Below are 20,250 nucleotides of genomic sequence, written 5' to 3'. Positions count from 1 at the left end.
CACCAAGGTAACTTGACTCGATATTAACGGGGGGAACAGCCTATAGATCAAAGATGTTGGGGTACGGTCTCTTCGCCACAACAGCCGTGATGATCTCACTCAACACTGACATTGTCGACAAGCCACGTTTTTTGCAGGTTTCGATGAGGGTATGTATCCTACTGCGGAATTTATCGCCTGCATCCGAGGTCGTTCCGAAGCTGATTTTCCTTTGGATTACAAAACCTCTAATACATCGCTCAGCTTCATTATTGGTTAAGGGGATTGACGCTTTCTTGAGGAAAACCCACAAGCTCTCTCTATGTTTGAGCAGTAACTTGCATCGCCCCCGATATCGCTTGACCATGACATCAGTCCCTTTGCTCAACCAATGATCGAACGATTTCTGCAACCTACGCATTCTTCGTAAGTACAGCGCATAATTTAACTCATCTTGTTCATAACGATGCCGAGTATGGAAAATGGCGTTCGTCAGCAAACAAAGATGTCTGCCAATATAAGCGGTGTGGCCACCGCCACTATAATCCGCCATTTGCTGAAGGTTACGCTTCACATGTGCCCAACATAACTGATGACGGTCTGCGGCTATCCAGTTATAGCTAGGGCACTGGTCGCTGACCACAATGCCTGCATAGTCTTCATCAATGACCTTTTTCGCTGATGAGGTCGAGCGCGAATAAAGTATTTGCTCATAGACAAGGTCATCACTTGCCACTAACCAACACCAGCGAAGGCTTTGTTCATCATTTCGGTGATGAGAGGTCTCGTCAGCATGAATCAAAGGCGCTTTCTTTAATGCTTGTTTTATCGCTTGATGTAATGGCGTTAGCATTGAAGCGACTTTCGTTTGAGCTTCGCTGATCGCGCCAACTGAAAAGGTTGTGCCAAGCTGTTCTTTGAGAAGAGATTGGATTTTTCGAACACTGAGGTGATATTGCCCCGCAAGAACCCCAATGTAACTTAATAAGTTCGGCCCTATAATCCCTTGCGATGCATCGTCAGGCTTTTGAGCCTTGACGGCTTCTTTGCAGTGCCGACATTGACCTGAAAATAAACGGTATTCGGTGATATCGACAGTGGGCTTGGGAATATCAAAGACTTGGTGTCGGTAGTAAGGGCCGTCATGAACATCAATGTCAGACTGTTCGCAACAAGGACAACTATCAGGGAAGCAATCAATAATGATATCCGTGTCTTTTAACGGGGAAAGTTTTCGTTGATGCCCTGTGTGGCCTTTTTTAGCTCCTCTCGAATTGCGACCACCAGAGCTTTCATCTTTTTTCGCTCATGGCGATCTTTAGGACTGTCTGATGAGGGCGATTTTGAAGAGTTTTTGGAGCTAGTGGTAAGCTTATCTTCATAGTGCCGGAGCTGTTCCCACAGCTCATCAATAAGCACCTTAGCCTCATTCAGATCAGAGATTTTAGGTGGTGCGTCTTGGTATTTAGGAGCTTTTTTTCTAGTCATATAACTATGATGAAGCTCAAAAATGATCACTCAATACCTAAAGTGGGATCAAGTGCTAGAGGTCACAGTTTTTATGTCAATAGGGTTTGGTGAACACTTACTAAAAAGCAACGCAAGATAGCTCAGCAGCTGGTGGGTTTATGTCAGATTCTGAATGCTAAGACGGTGGCTGAATTTGTACACAATGAACAAGTGTGTCGTATTACTGAAGATATGGGCGTTGATTACCTACAAGGTTACTACTTTGGTCAGCCTCAGCGCTTGTTTTGATGGAGCAAGCGTTTCACGTGAAACACTCGTTGGTTTAAGCATTAAAGTGTGATGTAAAAAGGGTGAGCTTATGGTTCACCCTTTTTGTTTTCAGTCTCGGTTTATTGCTTTCTCACGTTCCTGCTTGATCGATTTGAGAGCGTGGCCACATTTGTCAGCGTGGAATACTTTTAGATACTGTTGGTAGTAGTCATTTATTAGCTTGGCAGGTTCGCTTTCACCTAAAGACTGGAGTAACTCAATGCCCACTTCGCAGGTACACAAGTGGCCACTGTCTTGATTGCGGCGCAAGGTGTATGAAGATTCGCGGGTAATATCGAAGTGAACGTGTGGAATGGCTTGTAACCATGAGCTTTTGTTAAGCATCTTCTTCGCTTCTTGCCATGTGCCGTCCAAGATGATGAATAGCGGCTTACGACTCTTGGCTTGGGTCATCACAGCTTGCTGGCACTCGATACTTTGTTCGCTTGGGAACAAAAGAAACGGTTGTCGTGTGCCATCGTCAAGCAGCGCCATTAGCTCAACTGGTGGTGTTTTCCTCTGCCATACAATGGACTGGCACTGCTGAAGGGATTGCTGAAGCAGCTTTCCGGTATTGGTATCGCGTGATAATTCATTCTGATGAGTCAGCAGTACAAGATCGATTTGGCTTTCAACACTAGGTATCAGGTGACAAATACATTGGTGAGTGAAGCCACAACTAGAGCAAGCTTGTTGATGATTCATGTTTATAGCTTAACTCCACGTTGAGCGGGTGAAATACCATCAGCAAACAACACCACATCACTGATCTCAGTATTCTCGGCAACTGGTGCGACACTTGGGTTCAGCGGGTAGCTGACTCCAGAGTATGTCAGTATGTGTTTCCCCGGTGTTGCACCGCCGCCACTGACATTGAAGATCAGATCCTGCCAGCCATGACTTTGCGATTTAGCTAAGCGTATGTCGCCCTTTACCAGTGTCACTCGGCTGTTGAAGCGCCAGTTGTCTTGATGGTTTTCAAAGATAAGCAGTGTACAGCCACCAGAACCACACCAGTCGAGTTGGGCGAACAGTTCTTCTTTACCATCCCCGTTGAGGTCGTAGGTTAACCAGCGGTACTTGGTATCGTCAGGTGAGCTGTTGTTGATCTTAAAATATTCACGGATCGCTTGGTCGACTTTTGGATCAAGTTGATCACTCGAGTTGATTTGTTTTGCGGTTAGATCAACGGTCGTCGTATTTACTGGCGCTGGTACACTCTTGGCACTGAACAACACCAGACCGCCATTAGCGATAGGGTAAACAACGTTGCCCACTTTCTCTTTTTCAGCGATCAGTTTGCCGTTATCGAGTGTGAAGATGCGCTCGGAGATTAGATATTGCTGCTGGTGGCGAGTCATCACGACTTGTACTTGATTTGGATTGAGTTGTTGCCAGAAGCCCTGTTCAACAATAGAAGGCTCTCCACTGCGGTATGAATAAGTCGTGATGGCGCTGTGGTCATCATTGAGTTTAAGGTGGATAGAGAAGCCAGTGTTCTGCGTCGAGCTGGCAAAGTAGATCCCGCTCCAGTCCAGCGTTGGATCTTGGTTAGAGACCGTCGCGCAGCCATTATAGTTACTGTCATTGAGGTTAAGCTTGGCATGCCATCCATAGATAGAATCACTCATACCATCACTACAACTTTCTTTTTTGAGGTTAAGTGAGTCTTGTTCTGTGTTGCCTTGCAATTGGTAATCACGAGAGCTTGCTGTGGTGCGGCTTGACTCAATATTGAGAAGCTGTGGCTCTTCCCCCATTTTAGTGTATTTAAGCTGATCGTTATTAAAAGTGGCCGACCAGAATGGTTCATTGCCAAATGCACGAGTCGAGCGCAGTGGTTGGTCGCAACGATTCGAGTTCTCGGTCGTTAGAACATTGACTTGATCAACCACGAAACGGGCTGCGAAGTCAGCATTATATCCCGTTTGGCTCGGCACAGTTAGATGGCCGATTAGCTCACCGTATAAGGTTTGATAAGGTCTAGTGACTAGCCCTTGAGCTTCTAGAGCGAGCTCTGGAGATAAGTCTAGCCAGAACTGCTGTTGGCTACCGCAAGGGGTAAACGTTCGGCTTTCATGGCCAACAACCACTTGACCTCGCATGATAAAAGTTTGCGGTTGAATGCTCTGAGGTTTATCTAAAGTTGCGGGTGGTCGTTGTGGCTTTTTTGGGGCTTCTGGTGCGGTTACGCAGCCTTGTAAAGCAAATGCGACCAGCCAGATGACTGGGTTTTTTATTACCTGCATGTTATATCTTCCTCAGAGCGAGCGTTAATTGGATTTATTATGGCATATTGGTTATTTAAAACAGAACCCGACACCTTTTCTATTCAGACTCTTAGAGTGCAAAAAATCTCTTGCTGGGAGGGGGTACGCAATTATCAGGCTCGAAACATGATGCGTGATAACGTCAAACTTGGCGATCTGGTGATGATATACCACTCTTCATGCAAACACGTTGGTGTCGCGGGGATTGCAAAAATCATCAGAGAAGCCTACCCAGATCATTTTCAATTTGACCCAAAGAGTGATTACTATGATGCCAAGTCTTCACCAGATAACCCGCGCTGGGTAATGGTTGATGTCGAGTTTGTGCGAGTGACTGAGCGTCTGATTCCATTGGCAACGCTTAAAGCGATGCCTGAGCTAGCTGAGATGCCGCTCGTTAAACGAGGCAATCGCTTATCCATCATGCCCGTTACGGGCAGGCAATCTTAGGAAAAGAAGTACTCGGCTCTTGTTAGTCTTAGAGAGTACATTGAACGTAAGGTTCAAAAAAAGGCAGCTAAGGCTGCCTTTTACTGATTCAAATATCTTAGACTCGGTGAGATTAAAGCAGGTGCTTTTCTAAGTAGTGTGCAACGGCATCGTCGGCGTTGCTGCCAATCACTTCATTATTTGGCAGGGCGTTAAGTACTTTCTCATGCGACGTACCCATTACTAAGCCTTTACCGGCCATTGATAGTAGTTCGACATCGTTCATACCATCACCAAAGGCAATGCAGTTTTCAAGTTCCAGACCGACAGATTTTGCTACGGCTTGCAATGCATCACCTTTAGACACTTCAGCCGCCATCACTTCCAAACACCAAGGCGTTGAGAACGCCACATTCAACTTGTCACCAAACAGAGCGTTGAGTTCATCTTCAAATGGAACAAGGTGTTCATGTGATTTGTTTGGATGTGTACAGAAGATTTTAGCAACACCTTCACTCGGTACATTGTCAGCATCGTACAATCGGTATGTGAACCCAGTTTGATCGTGAAACTTCTTCATGACCGCGTCATCACGATTCAGTAACCATTCATCGTTCATATAGATATGGATGAAGAGATCAGGGTCTTTCTTAAATATATCCACAACACTTTGCACCAGTTTGGCAGGGATGTTTTTGGCATACATTAGGTTGTCATCTTGGTCATGCACACGAGCACCATTTGAGGTGATCATATAAGCGGGGATGCCTGTTTGCTTGCGAATACCAGCAACATCAACGTGGTGACGACCGGTTGCGAAGATAAAGGTATAACCTTGTCCATGTAACTTGGTGAGTGTTTGTTTGGTAAAATCGCTTAACTGATGGTTGGGCGCCAAAAGCGTACCATCTAAATCAGAGGCAACAATTTTCACGGAATCTTTTAGTGTAGGAATCGTCATCTAACCCTCATTGCAAAATGCTTAATCAATATCGACACCAGTCATTGCTAATGCCCTTTGAAAGACAATATTTCTATCTAGAAATTGTATGCTAAATTCATACAAGAAAAGAGGGTAAAGCTCACTAACTTCTCTTCCTCTTTAGTGCTTATCTTTTTGGTCTGTTGTTTTTCTTGGGGCGCGAGCGTTAAGCAAAAAACTGATTAATGGCAACCAGTATCTGATTGCGATATTCATCCGTCTCAAACAACACCTCATGTCTAGACCCTTCAATGGCCTTAAATTGGCATGCGGAGTTGGTTTTCTTCAGTTTATGAATGAACTTAATTTGAGCACGGTTGTTTACAATGTTCTCTTCGCCAGCCTGAACGAGTAGTAGCGGGATTTTAATTTGACGAGTTTGTTGGATAGCTTGCTTAGCCGCCATCAACCCTTGCCACACCCAACGAGTACTTGCTCCACCAACTTGCAAAGAGGGCGACTCTTCGTAAAGACGGCGGAACCATTGATAACGTACCTTACTGTGGCTTAATAGATTATTTTCGAAGGGCTTAGAGTAATACGCTTGTTGTCCAGGGGCATAAGTGGGCTTGGCATGGAAAGCTGTGAGTAGCTGTCCAACAACCATCGCGATAGGCGCTAAGTACCATTCAGTCTTGATCCCGAACATCGGAGCACACAGTGTGACCTTATCAAATGGGTGATCGGGGTGAGTTTGTAAGTAGCGAGTCGCTATGGTACTGCCCATTGAGTGTCCGAGTAGGTAACGATGGGCATATTTATTGAGATCAAAACTGGTAATGACGTCGGACATATCGGAGATGTAATCATCAAACTCATGAATATGGCCAATATCAGAGTCTTTTACGATGCGTTCTGACTGGCCTTGACCTTGGTGATCAAACGAATAGACGTCATAGCCTTGTTGATATAAATCATAAAAGAGTTCTTGGTATTTTTGGCAGCACTCGATACGGCCATTTGAGATAACAATCGCCTTAGTGTGCATCGGTGAGGTTAGGCTACACCAGTACAGCTTTTTTTTACCGGATGATGTAAGATACCCATCTTTTCGTTGTTGCCAAAGGGTACGAATCGGGTGTTTAATTGCTTCCTCAAATTGAGGTTCTTGTGTGTACAGAAATGTGGCGTCACTGTGGTTTTCCATGGGAAATTACCTGAACTGATGCGTGAGAGAGCTTTATTGCTACGAATGTGGTTAGATTAAAGAACTAGTAAGGAAATGCAAATGGATACTCATGTTTGGCTTGCCTATGTCGTCACGGCAATTTTATTTAGTTTAGCGCCGGGGTCTGGTACCGTTAATTCAATCAGTAATGGGCTCAGTTATGGCACGAAGAAATCCCTTGCGTCGATTGTTGGCTTACAGCTAGGTCTTGCATTTCACATTATACTGGTGGGTGCGGGTATCGGTGCGCTAGTGGCTCAGTCAGCGTTGGTATTCACTATCATCAAATGGGTAGGGGTGGTGTATCTTCTGTGGTTAGGTATTCAAAAATGGCGTGATAAATCGAGTTTAGTCGCTTCTAATAAAAGTTCAACGCTATCGAGCGGCAAACTGCTTAGAAATGCGGTATTTATCAATCTAACTAACCCCAAATCTATCGTGTTTTTAGTCGCCCTATTTCCTCAATTTATCGACCCTGCACAACCACAAGCCCCTCAATTGCTAGTATTAGGCATAACAACGATATTGATTGATAGCCTTGTTATGTTGGGATACACCTCATTAGCTTCAAAGGTGAGACGCTTTATTTGTTCTGATCGCATCATGGGTAAGATCAATAAAATATTTGGGGGTATGTTCATGGGCTGTGGCGTTTTATTGGCGGCGGCAAAAGCTTAGTGAGAGCAATAGGTCTAGATAGTGAAATTAAATGAGAGTTATCAATAAATGAAAGCCACCTATGTTGCTCGACAACCTATTCTAAATCGTAGAAAGAACACGCTTGGTTATGAGCTACTGTTTCGTGATGGAGAAAAGAATGCCTATCCTGCGCATATCGAATCGAATCGAGCGACGTATCGTCTGATTGCTGAGAACTTCTTATCGGTTGGGCTTAATCCTTTGATTCCATCTTCGCGTTGTTTTATTAACTTCCCATATCAAAGCTTGATTCGGCGCTTACCTTTAAGCTTACCCAGAGACAAGGTGGTGATCGAGATCCTCGAAACTTGCAAGCCGACCGATGATTTATTCGAAGCGATCAAAGAACTGTATCGAGCGGGCTATTTGATCGCCCTAGATGATTTTATTGCGAAACCTGAATGGGATCGTTTCTTCAGATATACGCATATTATTAAACTCGACATTATGCAAATGGGCTTGGATGAAGCGTGTGATTTAGTCAAAGCTTACCAAGGAAAGAAGTTACATTTTCTTGCTGAGCGAATCGAAACCGAGCAACAGTTTCAACAAGCCAAAAAAGCGGGTTTTAAGTTCTTTCAAGGTTACTTTTTTAGTAAGCCAGAAGTCATCAAAACTAAGTACGTAAGCCCTGAACAAGTGATTGCTATGGAGTTATTTCAAGAGGTATGCAAACTGGAGGTCGACTTCCAACGTGTCGAAAGGATCATCGCGAAAGATGCCACTTTGTCCTATAAGCTGCTGCGTTTTGTGAATGCCATAACGCCTCGTCTTGAGGTCGCCATCTCTTCATTTCATCAGGCTTTGGTTTATCTCGGTCAAGAAAAACTCAAAATGTTTGTCTCGTTGGTTGTCGCGTCTTATGTCTCTGATAAAAAACCGAAAGAGTTGTACGGTTTGTCTTTGCAGCGAGCTCAGTTCTGCTTAAGGATGTCTCGTTATAAAGCATTTACAGCGCATGCCGAACAATCCTTTATGATCGGGTTATTCTCATTGCTGGATGCGTTGTTTGATCTGTCGTTAGAAAAGTTGTTAGACGAGTTGCCTTTGTGCAACAGTATTAAAGGCGCTCTACTTCGTAGAGAAGGACCTTATGGAATATTGCTGGCATTAGAAGAGAGTTTTGAGCATGCGGATTGGCAACAAATAGGTGAACATTGTGCTGATCTAGGGTTAGATGTGGAGTTGGTTAATTCAGAGCTCATGGAAGCTCGTCGCTGGAGTGATACTGTCCTCAATCAGGTCTGATGGATGTAGATTAAACTTTTATGACAATGAAAACGCACGCCTTGACGTGCGTTTTTTTATAGATAAGATATATGGATATCCATATATAGGAATGTAACCATGCTTCCTCACCAATTTTTTAAATTACTGTCCGATGAAACGCGCGTGCGTTGCTTAATGTTGATCGTTCGCAATGAGTGCTTATCGGTTGGGGAGTTGACTCAAGCATTGCAAGAAAGTCAGCCAAAGATTTCCCGTCACCTAGCGCAGTTACGTTCAAATGGCATTTTGACGGATGTGCGCCAAGGGCAGTGGGTGTTTTACCGCTTGTCACAGGATTTACCGGGTTGGATGCTAAAGTTAATTGACGACCTTATCGCATCGAACTGTTTGAAAACAGAATACCAGCAAGATATTGAGCGCTTAGAGTCGATGAACTCACGTCCTCAATGTTGCGTTTAATTTAATCTTTTTAGATTCACCACGAACTGAGAGAACACACAATGACAGTTAAAGTAGGTATCAATGGTTTTGGTCGTATTGGTCGTCTAGCACTTCGTGCAGCCTTCGATTGGGATGAGCTAGAATTTGTTCAAATTAACGATGTTGCTGGCGACACAGCAACATTGGCTCACCTTCTTGAGTTCGATTCGGTTCAAGGTCGTTGGAATCACCAAGTCGCGGTTGAAGGCGATGAAATGATCATCAAGGGTCAGCGTATTAAAACGACACAAGAGCGCAGCATTGATGCGATCGATTGGTCTGGTTGTGATGTGGTTATTGAAGCGACAGGTGTCCACCGTAAAAGCTCTTTCCTAAATAAATACCTAGAGCAAGGCGTGAAGCGCGTTGTGGTATCTGCGCCAGTGAAAGAAGAAGGCATTGTAAACATTGTGGTTGGTGTGAACGACAATATTTTCGATCCTGAAGTGCACAAAATCGTAACCGCAGCATCTTGTACAACCAACTGCCTTGCTCCTGTGGTTAAAGTGATCAACGAGAAGCTCGGTATCGAAAACGCTGCTTTCACCACCATTCATGATCTCACCAACACACAAACGATTCTGGATGCACCTCATAAAGACTTACGCCGTGCTCGTGCATGTGGCATGAGCCTTATCCCAACCACGACGGGTAGCGCCAAAGCGATTGTTGAGATCTTCCCTGAGCTTGAAAACCGCATCAACGGCCACGCGGTTCGTGTACCGCTAGCGAATGCTTCTCTGACAGACATCATCTTCGAAGTGAAACAAGACACCACGGTAGAAGCAGTCAACGCGATGCTGCAAGAAGCGTCTCAGAATGAACTGAAAGGCATTCTTGGCTTCGAAGAGCGTCCACTGGTGTCCATCGATTACAAAGGTGACCAACGTTCAACGATCGTAGATGCCCTCTCTACGATGTTGGTCGGCAAGCGCATGGTTAAGATCTATGCTTGGTATGACAACGAAATGGGGTACGCGACACGTACTGCTGAGTTGGTTCGTACCGTCGGTTTGGCGTAAGGGGGAATGACGATGACAGATTCTCAAGTACACCCAACATGGCAACTAGACCTAGAGCAAGGTGCGCTCATTCTGACTCCATGCCCAGGTACCAAAGAAGCAACGCTTGATGCATCACTGGCTCAGCTAAAAGAGCAAGGCGTTGAAGCGATCGTGACAGCACTTGATGACCATGAGCTTGCCAGTAAAGACGTGGCGGCACTTGGCGAAAAAACACGTGCGCTAGGCATGCAATGGTTCCAGATCGAAATTGAAGATGACTGTGCACCGGGTGCTGATTTTGCTGCGAAGTGGCAAGCAGCTAGCCCTGAACTTCATAACATCGTCGATAACGGCGGGAAGGTCGCGATGCACTGCATGGGCGGCTCTGGTCGTACTGGTTTGTTCGCGGCTCATCTGCTGCTAGAGAAGAGTTGGGACATGAGCAAGATTGTTGAAGAGGTGCAGGCACTGCGTCCGGGTGCATTTACTAAGCCTACTCAGGTTGAATACATTAATGGCGTAGCAAACCGCTAATAAGCCATTGTTGTTATACAAGGAGCTTTTGGTATCGGGAGTGTTGAGCTTATCATGATCCAAAAGCTCTTTTTGTTTAGATTGCAGAGATAGTGTTATGTTTTCAAATCTAAGTAAGAGCGTTCGCCAATACATGTTGGTGACTTTCAACTACTGGAACTTCACCATTACTGATGGTGCACTTCGCATGCTGGTGGTTCTGTATTTTTACGATCTTGGCTACAGCTCGTTAGAGATTGCTTCACTGTTCCTTTTCTATGAATTTTTTGGTGTGGTAACGAACCTAATTGGGGGCTGGTTAGGGGCTCGTCTAGGCTTGAATAAAACCATGAACATCGGTTTAGGGATGCAAGTCGTCGCCTTAGGTATGCTCGCTGTGCCAAGTGCAATGTTGACTATTCCTTGGGTCATGGCGGCGCAGGCTTTGTCTGGTATCGCGAAAGACCTCAATAAGATGAGTGCTAAGAGCTCGATTAAGACGTTGGTTCCTGATGAACAACAAGGCGCGCTTTATAAGTGGATTGCAATTCTGACTGGATCGAAGAATGCGCTTAAAGGTGCTGGCTTTTTTATTGGCGGTTTGCTGCTCTCGACGATTGGCTTTCAATACGCGGTGCTTACGATGGCCGCAGTGCTGACATTGGTGTTCATCGGCAGCTTGATGAGCTTAGAAGCGGACATGGGTAAAGCGAAAACCAAACCTAAATTCAAACAGATCTTCTCTAAGTCTGAATCCATCAACATTCTATCTGCGGCGCGTATGTTCCTGTTTGGTGCTCGTGATGTGTGGTTTGTGATTGCTTTGCCGATTTACCTAGGCAGTGTGTTTGGATGGGATCACTCATGGGTAGGAGGCTTCTTAGCGGCTTGGACCATTGCTTATGGCTTTGTACAGGGCATTGCACCTAAGATTACCGGTAAAGCACAAGGCAAGGTGCCTGATGGACATGCCGCGCTATTATGGGCAGGGGCGTTGGCTATCGTGACGGCCAGTATTGCCTATGCGGTGCAAATTGGCTGGCAACCAGAGTTCGTTATCATCGGTGGCCTGATGGTGTTTGGTGCCATTTTCGCGGTGAACTCATCACTGCACTCATACCTGATTGTGAGTTATGCGAAAGGCGATGGGGTGTCTCTTGATGTCGGATTCTATTACATGGCGAATGCAATGGGCCGTTTGATTGGCACTATCTTGTCGGGCTTGGTATTCCAAATGGCCGGTTTGTCTGCGTGTTTGTGGGTATCCTTTGCGTTCTTAGCGATAACGACGGTTATTTCCCTCCGTCTGCCTAAGGTGCCGCAAACATCAGCTGCATGAGTTTCATTCGTAAGAGCGAAAGTCGCATAAGCGAGGTTCATATGAGCTAAATTCGCGATAAGCCTCTCCTTTAACACTAAGCTGACTTGGTATTTATTCCGGTCAGCTTTTTTATTGCTATAGTAGAATGATTGAATATTAATCAGGCAGTTACATGAATCAGCGAATACTCTTTTTTGATTTAGCACGATGTGTCGCGGCGATCGCGGTTATCGCGATTCATGTTTTGGCGCCTTATCGTAATGAGCTCGGAACCATTCCCTTCAATGAATGGTTAACGGCAGTCACTATCAATGGCTTCAGTCGTTGGGCTGTCCCCGTGTTTATATTGATAACGGGTGCTCTGATGCTGAGCGATCAGCGCCCGTTTGACGCCCAATATTACCTCAAGCGTCGTCTGGGTAAGGTGTTGATTCCTTTCATTGTCTGGTCGCTTTTCTATACTTACCTGTCAGGTTGGTCTGCAATGGGCTTTAATGCCGAGGTCAGTTGGGAAGTGTTGCTCAATAGCTATCACCACTACACGTACTATCATCTTGGTTTCTTCTATTACTTTATCCCGCTCTACTTTGTGATTCCTTTTTTACAGATCATGGTTAGAAAGCACGGTGATAGATCGGTTTATGCCTTTACAGCGGTATGGTTGTTCACCACGTTATTGTTCTTATTGAAAATCGATGGCCCTTGGAGTCACGAATTGTGGTTATACACCGGATATTTACCGTTGGGCTACCTTCTGTATAAGCTGGTGCCACTTAACAAGATGACTGTTGGTGTGAGTGTGTTACTGGGTGGGCTAGCGTTACTCATCACGGTTTATATGGTGGTTGACGTAAGTGTGGTAGCAGAAGAGTACACGGTAGGGCGTTGGTTATCTTATAAGACGCTGAATACCGTATTAGCGGCGAGCATGGTGTTTATGTTATGTCGTTACTGCGGAGAAGGGTTATCTGATAAAAGTAACCAAGTGGTGGGGTTTATCAGTAAACACAGCTTAGGTATCTATCTACTACACCCGATTTTCTTGTGGCCAATGAAAGCGTTCGGTTGGTTCCAAGGACACCCTGCATGGGTGATTCCATTATGGATAGTGGTTAGTGGTACGGGGGCTTTATGGTTGAGCTGGTTGGTTGCTAAATCGCCGAAAACGAGTTGGTTATTACCTTAGTTCTGCTGAAAGTCGTTGTACTAAAGTGATTAACGTTTCAATGCAAAGTGTAAGAACTTGTCACCTTGGTAGGTTAAGGTTCCTTTGTCGCCAGGGTTGAGGGCGTGAAAGTAGTGGATACCCACTTGGAATTCTCGTTTTGGGCCAACGACACCACGTTGAACGTATATCCAATACTCACGATCTTCTTGGCCAGGCTCTGCGTCAGGAAGGTCGATGGATTGTTTGTCTAACACGGTGACATTCACTTTCTTTTCTGGTGCATTTTCACCTTGTGAGTGCTTTCGATAGAAACCAATAAATACCCAAGCCGCTAGAACCGCGAGTGCAAAGATGGCAAAAAAGAGTGAATTAGGCATATAACCTCCATGTCGTCGTGATGGCTATTCTAGTCTTTCAAGCTAAAGGGATATGTGTTTAAAGCTGTTATTCGTGAACTGTTGTAAACCAAACTGATTATTTTTCGGCAGACATCACATTTAATGGCCTGTTTGGGATAAGGCATTGTTATTTATGGTCTCTTTATCTCGTAAATAACGGTGATTTTGTATAAGAATAAGGAAATACTCAACTAGAATCATAGTGTGGAGTGGGAGGGTCAAGATGACCGATATTGAAAAAGTAGTGACAAGAACTCGTAATATAGAGAAATTATTGAGGCTTCAATATCACGCCGAAGGCGAAGGATTGCATGAGCTTGTAACCAGCTGTGAAGAAAGGTTACCGCACGATATGGTGAGTAAGCTGCGTTATATCGCAACGTGCCGTAACCGGGTTGTCAATGAACATGAGGCTAAGTTGGAAGATCAACATAAGTTCATCATGATGTGTAACGACTGTGAGAAGGCGTTGACCCCACGTAGTGGTCGTTTTATCTGGCGAGTAGCCGTCTTACTGATGATAGCAATGACTTTAGCTGCTGTGGGTTTCTATTATGCGAACTGGGATGTGCTCACACTGCATCTGTTTTCGAAGTGAAAAAATTGAACAAAAAAAGGGACGCCATGGCGTCCCTTTTTTATCTGTAACTTGCTTAGTACATCATCGGTAGTGTCATTAGACCTACAACTACCGCGATCATTACAAGTCCTTGTCTTTGCGAAGATGAAATCATAACACTACTCCTAAATTTGGTTGTCTCTCGCTATGTCTTAAACAATAGCACTAATTATGGCTTTAGATCAAGAATTACTTTCGAAAGCTTTAAAAGTGGAGAGAAACTATTGGTTTTTGGCCTGTTTGGGGGGGGTTAACTGTATTTTTGGAGTGTTCTTATTTTGTGCGTTGTGATTCATGTTTGTCCCTTTTTTGTATAAGTCATTGTTTTTTAATGGTTGTTTTGTGTGATTTATATTGTTAAATGTTGTTAAACTGTATTAATAAGGGTTGGCGATGTATGGGTTTGTTTTTGTCGGTTTTTTTAGTTTTTGGTTTGAATTTTGTGGTGATTTTTACAGAGGACTTGGAGAAATATGACAAAGTGGGACTTTATAAAAGAAAATTGGCTACTTTATCAGTCTAGTCTTAGGTAGCGTTTTTGTTTTCCTGTTAACCTTGAGTTTACTTGTTTAAGTTGTTGTTATTGTTTGATTTAAATGTGGTATTTTTAATTTTTAAAGTGTGGAATTTAGCGATATAGGGCCCGTTTTTTGTGGATCCTATAGGTTAGAATTGACCAAAACTCCAGTATGGCTACTCTAATGCCCGTTTGAATGGGTTTTATGCTAATTCGCTCTAGTTTTAAACGAATAGCCGTTATTACTGTGTTCATTATTACGACTTCAACCTAAAGAGACTCTTTTTCGTGGAAGCGTAATCAAGATCCAATTTTGAGGAGCCGAGGCTTTACATCAACACTCGTGTGCCTAGACTGGCGACGATTTAAAGCAATAGGGCAAATGGTATGTGGAGTTGGTTGGCGGTTTCCTTGTCTGGTATCGGAGCAATATCAGGAACGAAACATGGACATATCGGTCAGGCCTTATCGTATAAGGTTTTTACCTTTTTCTTATTAGCGACCATCGCTTTAACTCAATCTGTCGTTGCTGATTTTACCTATTGGATAGTGGCTGGGTTAGCGATCTCTGCGATCGCAGATGTCTTTCATACTGTTGCTCAAAAACGCCCCCTGCATTTTATTTGTTTCTTACTGGCTCAGCTCTGTTACAGCAAAGCATTTTGGTTGCAGCTCTCAGGAGAAATGGTCTGGTGGTTGTTCGCATTCCTATTAGCGGCTTGTGTCGTGGCTTTCTTCTTACTTCTCCCTCGCTTAGACAAACTCGTCTTTCCTGTGGTTATCATGGGTATCGTGCTTATTCAGCTTGCATGGGCTTCTGGTGAGCTCTGGTTGCTTGATCCTGAACTGTCGCATGCGGTGGGTTTTGCTGGTTGTACCGTATTACTGCTTTCAGCATTAGCGTACGCTCTGAATTTCTACCGTAGCCCAATCAAAGGTGCCTACTTTTGGGTGACGGGCAGTTACTTTCTGGCGCACGCTCTCATTGTGGCTTCCCTTACCATTTAGGGTAGAGCTAACCTAACTCTGAGCTACATCAATACTGCTCAGATGAAAGTAAGTACTCTACATTTATTTCATTAAACATGAGATAGCGTTATGACTACCGAAATTCATGCACACAACGTTTTAAACCTACTGAGTGAAAAGTCATTGACTCGTGAAGAGTTGACGCAAACGCTCGCGCAAACCTACGGGACAGAAGCGCGTTTCCATACGTGCAAGCTCAATGGTTTGGATTTGGATGGCCTGCTGAAGTTTTTCCTGAAGATGGAGAAGGTTGTGGTTGTTGATAACAAACTTTGCACCAATCGTGAGCGTGTATGCCACCACTGAACTATAGCCACAACGGGGTTTTTTGAGTCTTTTGACTTTTAGATATTCGGCGAGTAGAGAGGATATTTTCAGCGGCTAAATATAAAGAAGCCGCTCAATTGAGCGGCTTCTCTGGGTTGACGATGTCACGGTATTTACATCATGTGTTTACGTCGGATATCGAGTAGAGCGAAAATACCAAAAATCAATATAGACCATTTATCCCAGCGTGACATGTTGATTTTATCACCGAAAGCACCGATAAAGATGAGCATTTGCAGGCCGTGCATGAAGAGCAAAAATGCGGTCATGATGTAAAGTGCAATGGCTCCATTACCTGGGAACGGGTGGAAAATGTTGACGATTAAGACAAACCAAACAAAGGCAATGGCTGCTTTTGCTAGTGGAAGCAAGAACTTCATTCAATAACTCCTATTCTTCAGTGATTCGATTGAACAGTCGGTAGCTGGACTGTCCTGTGGTCTTATCGCGATGCAATTCCCAGTTCTCTGGCATAGCTTCGAGTTTCAGTTCTTTCTCTGTCTCAATGTAAATGATGGCATTGTCTGCAAGCCAACCGTTACTCTCAAGCAGTTGTACGGTTTCTGCCAGCAAGCCTTTACGAAATGGTGGATCAAGAAAAACCATATCGTAAGGAGTGCCTGGCTTCTTAAGGAAAGCGATAGCATCAGTATTCACGACATTGATGTTGTCTGCCTTGAGTTCTTTCGCGTTATCAGAAAGCTGTTTGGCCGCCTTTGGATTCATTTCGAGCAGTGTCACCATTTTTGCTTGGCGAGAAGCGGCTTCAAACCCTAGGCCGCCAGAACCGGCAAATACATCCAAGCAAGTTGAATGTGGGATATCTTGAGCCACCCAGTTAAAGAGCGTCTCTTTTACTCGGTCAATGGTTGGGCGTAATCCTTCTAAATCATGAACAGGCAGTTTTCTACCTCTCCATGAGCCACTAATAATTCGAACAAAGCCTCCGGATGGCTTTTTTTGTGATGTGTTTTGCTGGCGACGTCTTACCATAGATTTTTTGACCGCTAATAAAGTGATACTATACCAAACCCAATTTAACGGGGTTCGTGTATTAAATAAATTTGCAATGACAAAGTGTATCAAGCTAAAAGCAAACTTATCACTGCTTTGTCATTTTTCTTTACTATTCGTTTGTACAAGCTTGTATTGTATAACAATAGCAAAGAGTCGACGTGTATTAAGTCAATACAGCTAATTAGTAGATCTAGGAAACTCCTCTGATGACGGAAAAAAAGAAGCGCGGATTATTATCGTGGCTTGGTTTTGGTGAAGAAGAACAAAGCCCAAAAACTCAGAATGAAGCGAACGTAGAAAACGTTGAAGATCAAACTGAAGTTGAATCACAAGTTGAGGCTGAACAGGTCGCGCCTGAAGCTGATATCGCTAAGCCAAATGAACCTAAATCAGTTGAATCTGATCAAGCGCTTGAAGAGACTCAACAAGAGCGGCAACCTGTCGCAGCAGAAGCAGAAGCAGAAGCAGAAGCAGAAGCAGAAGCAGAAGCAGAAGCAGAAGCAGAACAGGAAGAAGTGGTTGCTCCTCAAGCTCAGGTTGAAGAAGTACAAGAGAAGCCGACAGAAAGCTTCTTTGCTCGCCTTAAGCGCAGCCTAAGCCGCACTAAAGCAAACATCGGTGCGGGTTTCTTTGGTCTGTTCAAAGGCAAGCAAATCGATGAAGACCTGTTTGAAGAGCTAGAAGAGCAACTTCTGATTGCTGACGTGGGTATGAATACCACGGTTAAGATCATTGAAAACCTGACAGAAAAAGCATCTCGCAATGACCTGAAAGATGGTGAAGCACTTTATGGTCTGCTTAAAGAAGAGATGGCAGACATCTTAAGCCAAGTGGAACAGCCTCTGGTTGTGGATACCACTAAAACACCTTACGTTATCTTAATGGTGGGTGTGAACGGTGTAGGTAAGACTACGACCATCGGTAAGCTGGCGAAACAATTCCAAAATGAAGGCAAAAAAGTGATGCTTGCGGCAGGTGATACCTTCCGTGCCGCAGCCGTTGAACAGCTTCAGGTTTGGGGGCAGCGTAACGATGTGCCGGTTATCGCCCAACATACTGGTGCGGACAGTGCATCTGTTATTTATGATGCGATTGAAGCGGCAAAAGCACGTGGTGTCGATGTGGTGATTGCCGATACTGCAGGTCGTTTACAGAACAAGAGCAACTTGATGGAAGAGCTCCGTAAGATTGTTCGTGTAATGAAGAAAATTGATGACTCTGCACCACACGAAATCATGCTAACGCTCGATGCAGGTACAGGCCAGAACGCGATCAGTCAAGCTAAACTGTTCAGTGAGGTCGCGCCAGTAACGGGGATCACGTTAACTAAGTTAGACGGAACGGCGAAAGGTGGGGTGATTTTCTCTATTGCTGATCAGTTCCAAATCCCAATTCGCTATATTGGTGTCGGTGAAGGTATTGATGACCTGCGTCCATTTGAGTCGAAAGACTTTATTGAAGCGCTATTTAGTCGCGAAGAGTAATGCGAGCAGTAAAGTGTTTTATCTTCAATCTGCTACCGTTTTAAATTTGATATTAGTGATCGTAAGAGGAATTTTCGGTGATCAAATTTCAGCAAGTGAGTAAGGCCTACCGAGGCGGACGTCAAGCACTCCAAAAGGTGGACTTTCACCTCAAACGTGGAGAGATGGCATTTTTAGGCGGGCACTCCGGTGCTGGTAAAAGTACCTTGCTGAAGTTGATCTGCGCGATAGAGCGCCCAACTGACGGACGAGTTTGGTTTAATGAACACGATATCACTCGTATCCCAGCGAAAGATATCCCTTTTTTACGCCGTAATATTGGGATTGTTTTTCAAGACCATCGATTGCTGATGGATCGCTCGATCTTCGATAATGTCGCTCTGCCTATGCGTATTGAATCTATTTCTGAAAATGAAATAAAGCGTCGAGTCAGTGCAGCGTTAGATAAAACCGGTCTGCTAGATAAAGCCCGTTGCTTGCCGAGCCAACTTTCTGGTGGCGAACAACAACGCGTGGGTATTGCTCGCGCAGTGGTTAACCGCCCAACTCTGCTGTTAGCCGATGAACCCACCGGTAACTTAGATCCTGAATTATCTAACCGCGTGCTGCGATTATTTGAAGAGTTCAATCGTGCCGGTGTCACGATCATCCTAGCGACGCACGATATCGGGTTAGTGAACACTCGCCCTCAATACCGTCATCTTGAATTAAACCAAGGCTTTTTGAGTGAGGTTGAAGACTATGGCCGTGAATAAGCGTATCAAGAAGCCTCAATCTAACCGAGGTGCAAACCGTGTAAAAAGTGATGGTTTTTTTGTTATTCATTGGAAGCAAGCCAAAGCATCTTTCATGCAAATGTGGCAACGCCCGTTAGGCAATTTACTGACACTAGCGGTGATCTCTATGGCTTTAGCAATGCCGGCTTGCTTGTACTTACTGGGTAAAAATGTAGGTGAAGTGGCGCAAGATGTCACCAGCCCGTCACAAATAAGTGCTTATGTAGAGGACGGTATTCCTGAGCCACGAGTCATGGTGTTGAAGGATGAAATCGAAAGTTGGGATCAAGTTGAGCTGGTGGAATATATTTCACCCCAACAGGGGCTCGCTGATCTCAGTCAGTATTCTGGTTTCGAAGATGCCCTGACTATTCTCGATGATTATTCATTGCCTGGGGTTTTGGTGATTACGCCAAGCGTACACAGCGATACCTCAATTAAAGAATTGGCAAATACCGTTAAAAAGCAAGAGTTGGTGACCGATGTTCGCTTAGACGAAGATTGGCTCGCTCGATTAGATGCGATCAAAGCATTGGCAATGGTGATTGTTATTACTTTAACGACATTGATGTTGGGTGCTGTGTTTTTGATTATTGGCAATACACTGCGATTTAATGTGTTAGCACATAAAGATGAGATTCAAACTATGAAGCTAATTGGTGCCACCGATAGCTTCATCTTACGACCATATTTGTATTCAGGAATGTGGTTTGGTGTATTAGGCTCGGTTACGGCTTGGATAATGACGGCTCTTATCACGGTATTGTTGAATAGTGCAGTCGATGACTTGGCTCAGCTTTATGATAGCCATTTTCGTCTCATTGGTTTGAGTTGGGATGAGTCTTTACTGCTTCTGATTGTTGGAACTTTGCTTGGCAGTGTGGCGGCTAAGTTGTCTGCGCAGCGTCATCTAAAAGAAATTGAACCTGTTTAAGTGAATGGAGTCATATTTAAACAGGAAATAGGCACTTCTTAACCAGTTTTAGCCTTGTATAGACGAATTGATTATGCATAATTACTTCCCCCTTCTTGAAACCTGTTCATTTTAGGTTCAAGATTGT

The 20,250-nt window shown here is 44.4% G+C and carries 22 protein-coding genes and 1 pseudogene; 15 read left to right on the top strand and 8 right to left on the bottom strand.

Going from position 1 to position 20,250, the window contains the following annotated elements; genetic code table 11:
• Nucleotides 1–40: 40 nt before the first annotated feature.
• A protein-coding gene (gene tnpC, locus OCU36_RS13480) for an IS66 family transposase (protein ID WP_261838397.1) occupies nt 41–1,467 on the bottom strand; the annotation gives its coding sequence in 2 pieces (ribosomal slippage) (nt 41–1,275 and nt 1,275–1,467; 1,428 coding nt in all).
• A 102-nt stretch (nt 1,468–1,569) separates the two neighbouring features.
• On the opposite strand from tnpC, the pseudogene OCU36_RS13475 reads away from it, so the two are divergent.
• A pseudogene (locus OCU36_RS13475) lies at nt 1,570–1,737 on the top strand (EAL domain-containing protein); the annotation flags it as partial.
• Between the two features lie 90 nt (nt 1,738–1,827).
• Here OCU36_RS13475 and OCU36_RS13470 read toward each other — a convergent pair.
• Both OCU36_RS13470 and OCU36_RS13465 read right to left on the bottom strand, forming a co-directional pair.
• The gene (locus OCU36_RS13470; RefSeq protein WP_261838396.1) at nt 1,828–2,463 is read right to left on the bottom strand and encodes a tRNA-uridine aminocarboxypropyltransferase; all 636 of its coding nucleotides are present in this window, start codon (nt 2,461–2,463) and stop codon (nt 1,828–1,830) included.
• A 2-nt stretch (nt 2,464–2,465) separates the two neighbouring features.
• Entirely contained in the window at nt 2,466–4,007 is a 1,542-nt protein-coding gene (locus OCU36_RS13465; protein ID WP_261838395.1) for a COG3650 family protein, read from the bottom strand.
• Between the two features lie 39 nt (nt 4,008–4,046).
• On the opposite strand from OCU36_RS13465, the gene OCU36_RS13460 reads away from it, so the two are divergent.
• Complete coding sequence (locus OCU36_RS13460; protein ID WP_315972662.1) at nt 4,047–4,478, top strand: EVE domain-containing protein; 432 nt, start codon at nt 4,047–4,049, stop codon at nt 4,476–4,478.
• Nucleotides 4,479–4,590: 112 nt separating this feature from the next.
• On the opposite strand, the gene OCU36_RS13455 is transcribed toward OCU36_RS13460, so the two are convergent.
• A complete protein-coding gene (locus tag OCU36_RS13455) occupies nt 4,591–5,418 on the bottom strand; it encodes a Cof-type HAD-IIB family hydrolase (protein ID WP_261838394.1) in 828 nt (275 codons plus the stop codon).
• A 187-nt stretch (nt 5,419–5,605) separates the two neighbouring features.
• Nucleotides 5,606–6,586, bottom strand: coding sequence for an alpha/beta fold hydrolase (locus OCU36_RS13450; RefSeq protein WP_261838393.1), 981 nt, complete (start codon nt 6,584–6,586; stop codon nt 5,606–5,608).
• A gap of 81 nt (nt 6,587–6,667) precedes the next feature.
• Between OCU36_RS13450 and rhtB the strand changes: the two genes are divergently transcribed.
• From rhtB to OCU36_RS13415, 7 genes are all read left to right on the top strand, one after another.
• Entirely contained in the window at nt 6,668–7,285 is a 618-nt protein-coding gene (gene rhtB / locus OCU36_RS13445) for a homoserine/homoserine lactone efflux protein (protein WP_261838392.1), read from the top strand.
• Between the two features lie 48 nt (nt 7,286–7,333).
• On the top strand, nt 7,334–8,554 hold the full coding sequence (locus OCU36_RS13440; RefSeq protein WP_261838391.1) for an EAL and HDOD domain-containing protein: 1,221 nt from the start codon (nt 7,334–7,336) through the stop codon (nt 8,552–8,554).
• 99 nt (nt 8,555–8,653) lie between these two features.
• Nucleotides 8,654–8,995, top strand: a complete 342-nt coding sequence (locus OCU36_RS13435; RefSeq protein WP_261838390.1) for a metalloregulator ArsR/SmtB family transcription factor — start codon at nt 8,654–8,656, stop codon at nt 8,993–8,995.
• A gap of 41 nt (nt 8,996–9,036) precedes the next feature.
• Complete coding sequence (locus OCU36_RS13430) at nt 9,037–10,038, top strand: ArsJ-associated glyceraldehyde-3-phosphate dehydrogenase (RefSeq protein ID WP_261838389.1); 1,002 nt, start codon at nt 9,037–9,039, stop codon at nt 10,036–10,038.
• A gap of 6 nt (nt 10,039–10,044) precedes the next feature.
• The gene (locus tag OCU36_RS13425; protein WP_261838388.1) at nt 10,045–10,554 is read left to right on the top strand and encodes a cyclin-dependent kinase inhibitor 3 family protein; all 510 of its coding nucleotides are present in this window, start codon (nt 10,045–10,047) and stop codon (nt 10,552–10,554) included.
• 97 nt (nt 10,555–10,651) lie between these two features.
• Nucleotides 10,652–11,872 carry an organoarsenical effux MFS transporter ArsJ gene (arsJ, locus tag OCU36_RS13420; protein ID WP_261838387.1) on the top strand — a complete coding sequence of 407 codons (1,221 nt, stop codon included), beginning with the start codon at nt 10,652–10,654 and terminating at the stop codon, nt 11,870–11,872.
• A 154-nt stretch (nt 11,873–12,026) separates the two neighbouring features.
• On the top strand, nt 12,027–13,040 hold the full coding sequence (locus OCU36_RS13415; RefSeq protein ID WP_261838386.1) for an acyltransferase: 1,014 nt from the start codon (nt 12,027–12,029) through the stop codon (nt 13,038–13,040).
• 29 nt (nt 13,041–13,069) lie between these two features.
• Here the strand turns inward: OCU36_RS13415 and OCU36_RS13410 are convergent, their stop codons facing one another.
• On the bottom strand, nt 13,070–13,399 hold the full coding sequence (locus OCU36_RS13410; protein WP_261838385.1) for a DUF2500 domain-containing protein: 330 nt from the start codon (nt 13,397–13,399) through the stop codon (nt 13,070–13,072).
• Nucleotides 13,400–13,643: 244 nt separating this feature from the next.
• On the opposite strand from OCU36_RS13410, the gene OCU36_RS13405 reads away from it, so the two are divergent.
• The 3 genes from OCU36_RS13405 (at nt 13,644) to OCU36_RS13395 (ending at nt 15,891) form a co-directional block, all read left to right on the top strand.
• Nucleotides 13,644–14,018 carry a DUF4145 domain-containing protein gene (locus OCU36_RS13405; RefSeq protein ID WP_261838384.1) on the top strand — a complete coding sequence of 125 codons (375 nt, stop codon included), beginning with the start codon at nt 13,644–13,646 and terminating at the stop codon, nt 14,016–14,018.
• A 925-nt stretch (nt 14,019–14,943) separates the two neighbouring features.
• Entirely contained in the window at nt 14,944–15,564 is a 621-nt protein-coding gene (locus OCU36_RS13400; RefSeq protein WP_261838383.1) for a lysoplasmalogenase, read from the top strand.
• Nucleotides 15,565–15,654: 90 nt separating this feature from the next.
• A complete protein-coding gene (locus OCU36_RS13395; RefSeq protein WP_261838382.1) occupies nt 15,655–15,891 on the top strand; it encodes a YecH family metal-binding protein in 237 nt (78 codons plus the stop codon).
• 134 nt (nt 15,892–16,025) lie between these two features.
• Here OCU36_RS13395 and OCU36_RS13390 read toward each other — a convergent pair whose 3' ends face one another.
• Nucleotides 16,026–16,292, bottom strand: a complete 267-nt coding sequence (locus OCU36_RS13390) for a DUF1145 domain-containing protein (protein WP_261838381.1) — start codon at nt 16,290–16,292, stop codon at nt 16,026–16,028.
• Nucleotides 16,293–16,302: 10 nt separating this feature from the next.
• The gene (rsmD, locus tag OCU36_RS13385) at nt 16,303–16,905 is read right to left on the bottom strand and encodes a 16S rRNA (guanine(966)-N(2))-methyltransferase RsmD (RefSeq protein ID WP_261838380.1); all 603 of its coding nucleotides are present in this window, start codon (nt 16,903–16,905) and stop codon (nt 16,303–16,305) included.
• 230 nt (nt 16,906–17,135) lie between these two features.
• Here rsmD and ftsY point away from each other — a divergent pair, with 230 nt between their 5' ends.
• From ftsY to ftsX, 3 genes are all read left to right on the top strand, one after another.
• The gene (ftsY, locus tag OCU36_RS13380; RefSeq protein ID WP_261838379.1) at nt 17,136–18,413 is read left to right on the top strand and encodes a signal recognition particle-docking protein FtsY; all 1,278 of its coding nucleotides are present in this window, start codon (nt 17,136–17,138) and stop codon (nt 18,411–18,413) included.
• A 77-nt stretch (nt 18,414–18,490) separates the two neighbouring features.
• The gene (ftsE, locus tag OCU36_RS13375) at nt 18,491–19,168 is read left to right on the top strand and encodes a cell division ATP-binding protein FtsE (RefSeq protein WP_261838378.1); all 678 of its coding nucleotides are present in this window, start codon (nt 18,491–18,493) and stop codon (nt 19,166–19,168) included.
• Nucleotides 19,155–20,123 (top strand): permease-like cell division protein FtsX, encoded by a 969-nt coding sequence (gene ftsX / locus OCU36_RS13370; RefSeq protein ID WP_261838377.1) that lies wholly within the window; start codon nt 19,155–19,157, stop codon nt 20,121–20,123. Before ftsE ends, ftsX begins: the two co-directional genes overlap by 14 nt.
• Nucleotides 20,124–20,250 lie beyond the last annotated feature (127 nt).

Origin of the sequence: Vibrio artabrorum (assembly GCF_024347295.1) — a bacterium.
GTDB lineage: Bacteria > Pseudomonadota > Gammaproteobacteria > Enterobacterales > Vibrionaceae > Vibrio > Vibrio artabrorum.
This window is presented reverse-complemented; position numbering and strand designations above follow the sequence as displayed.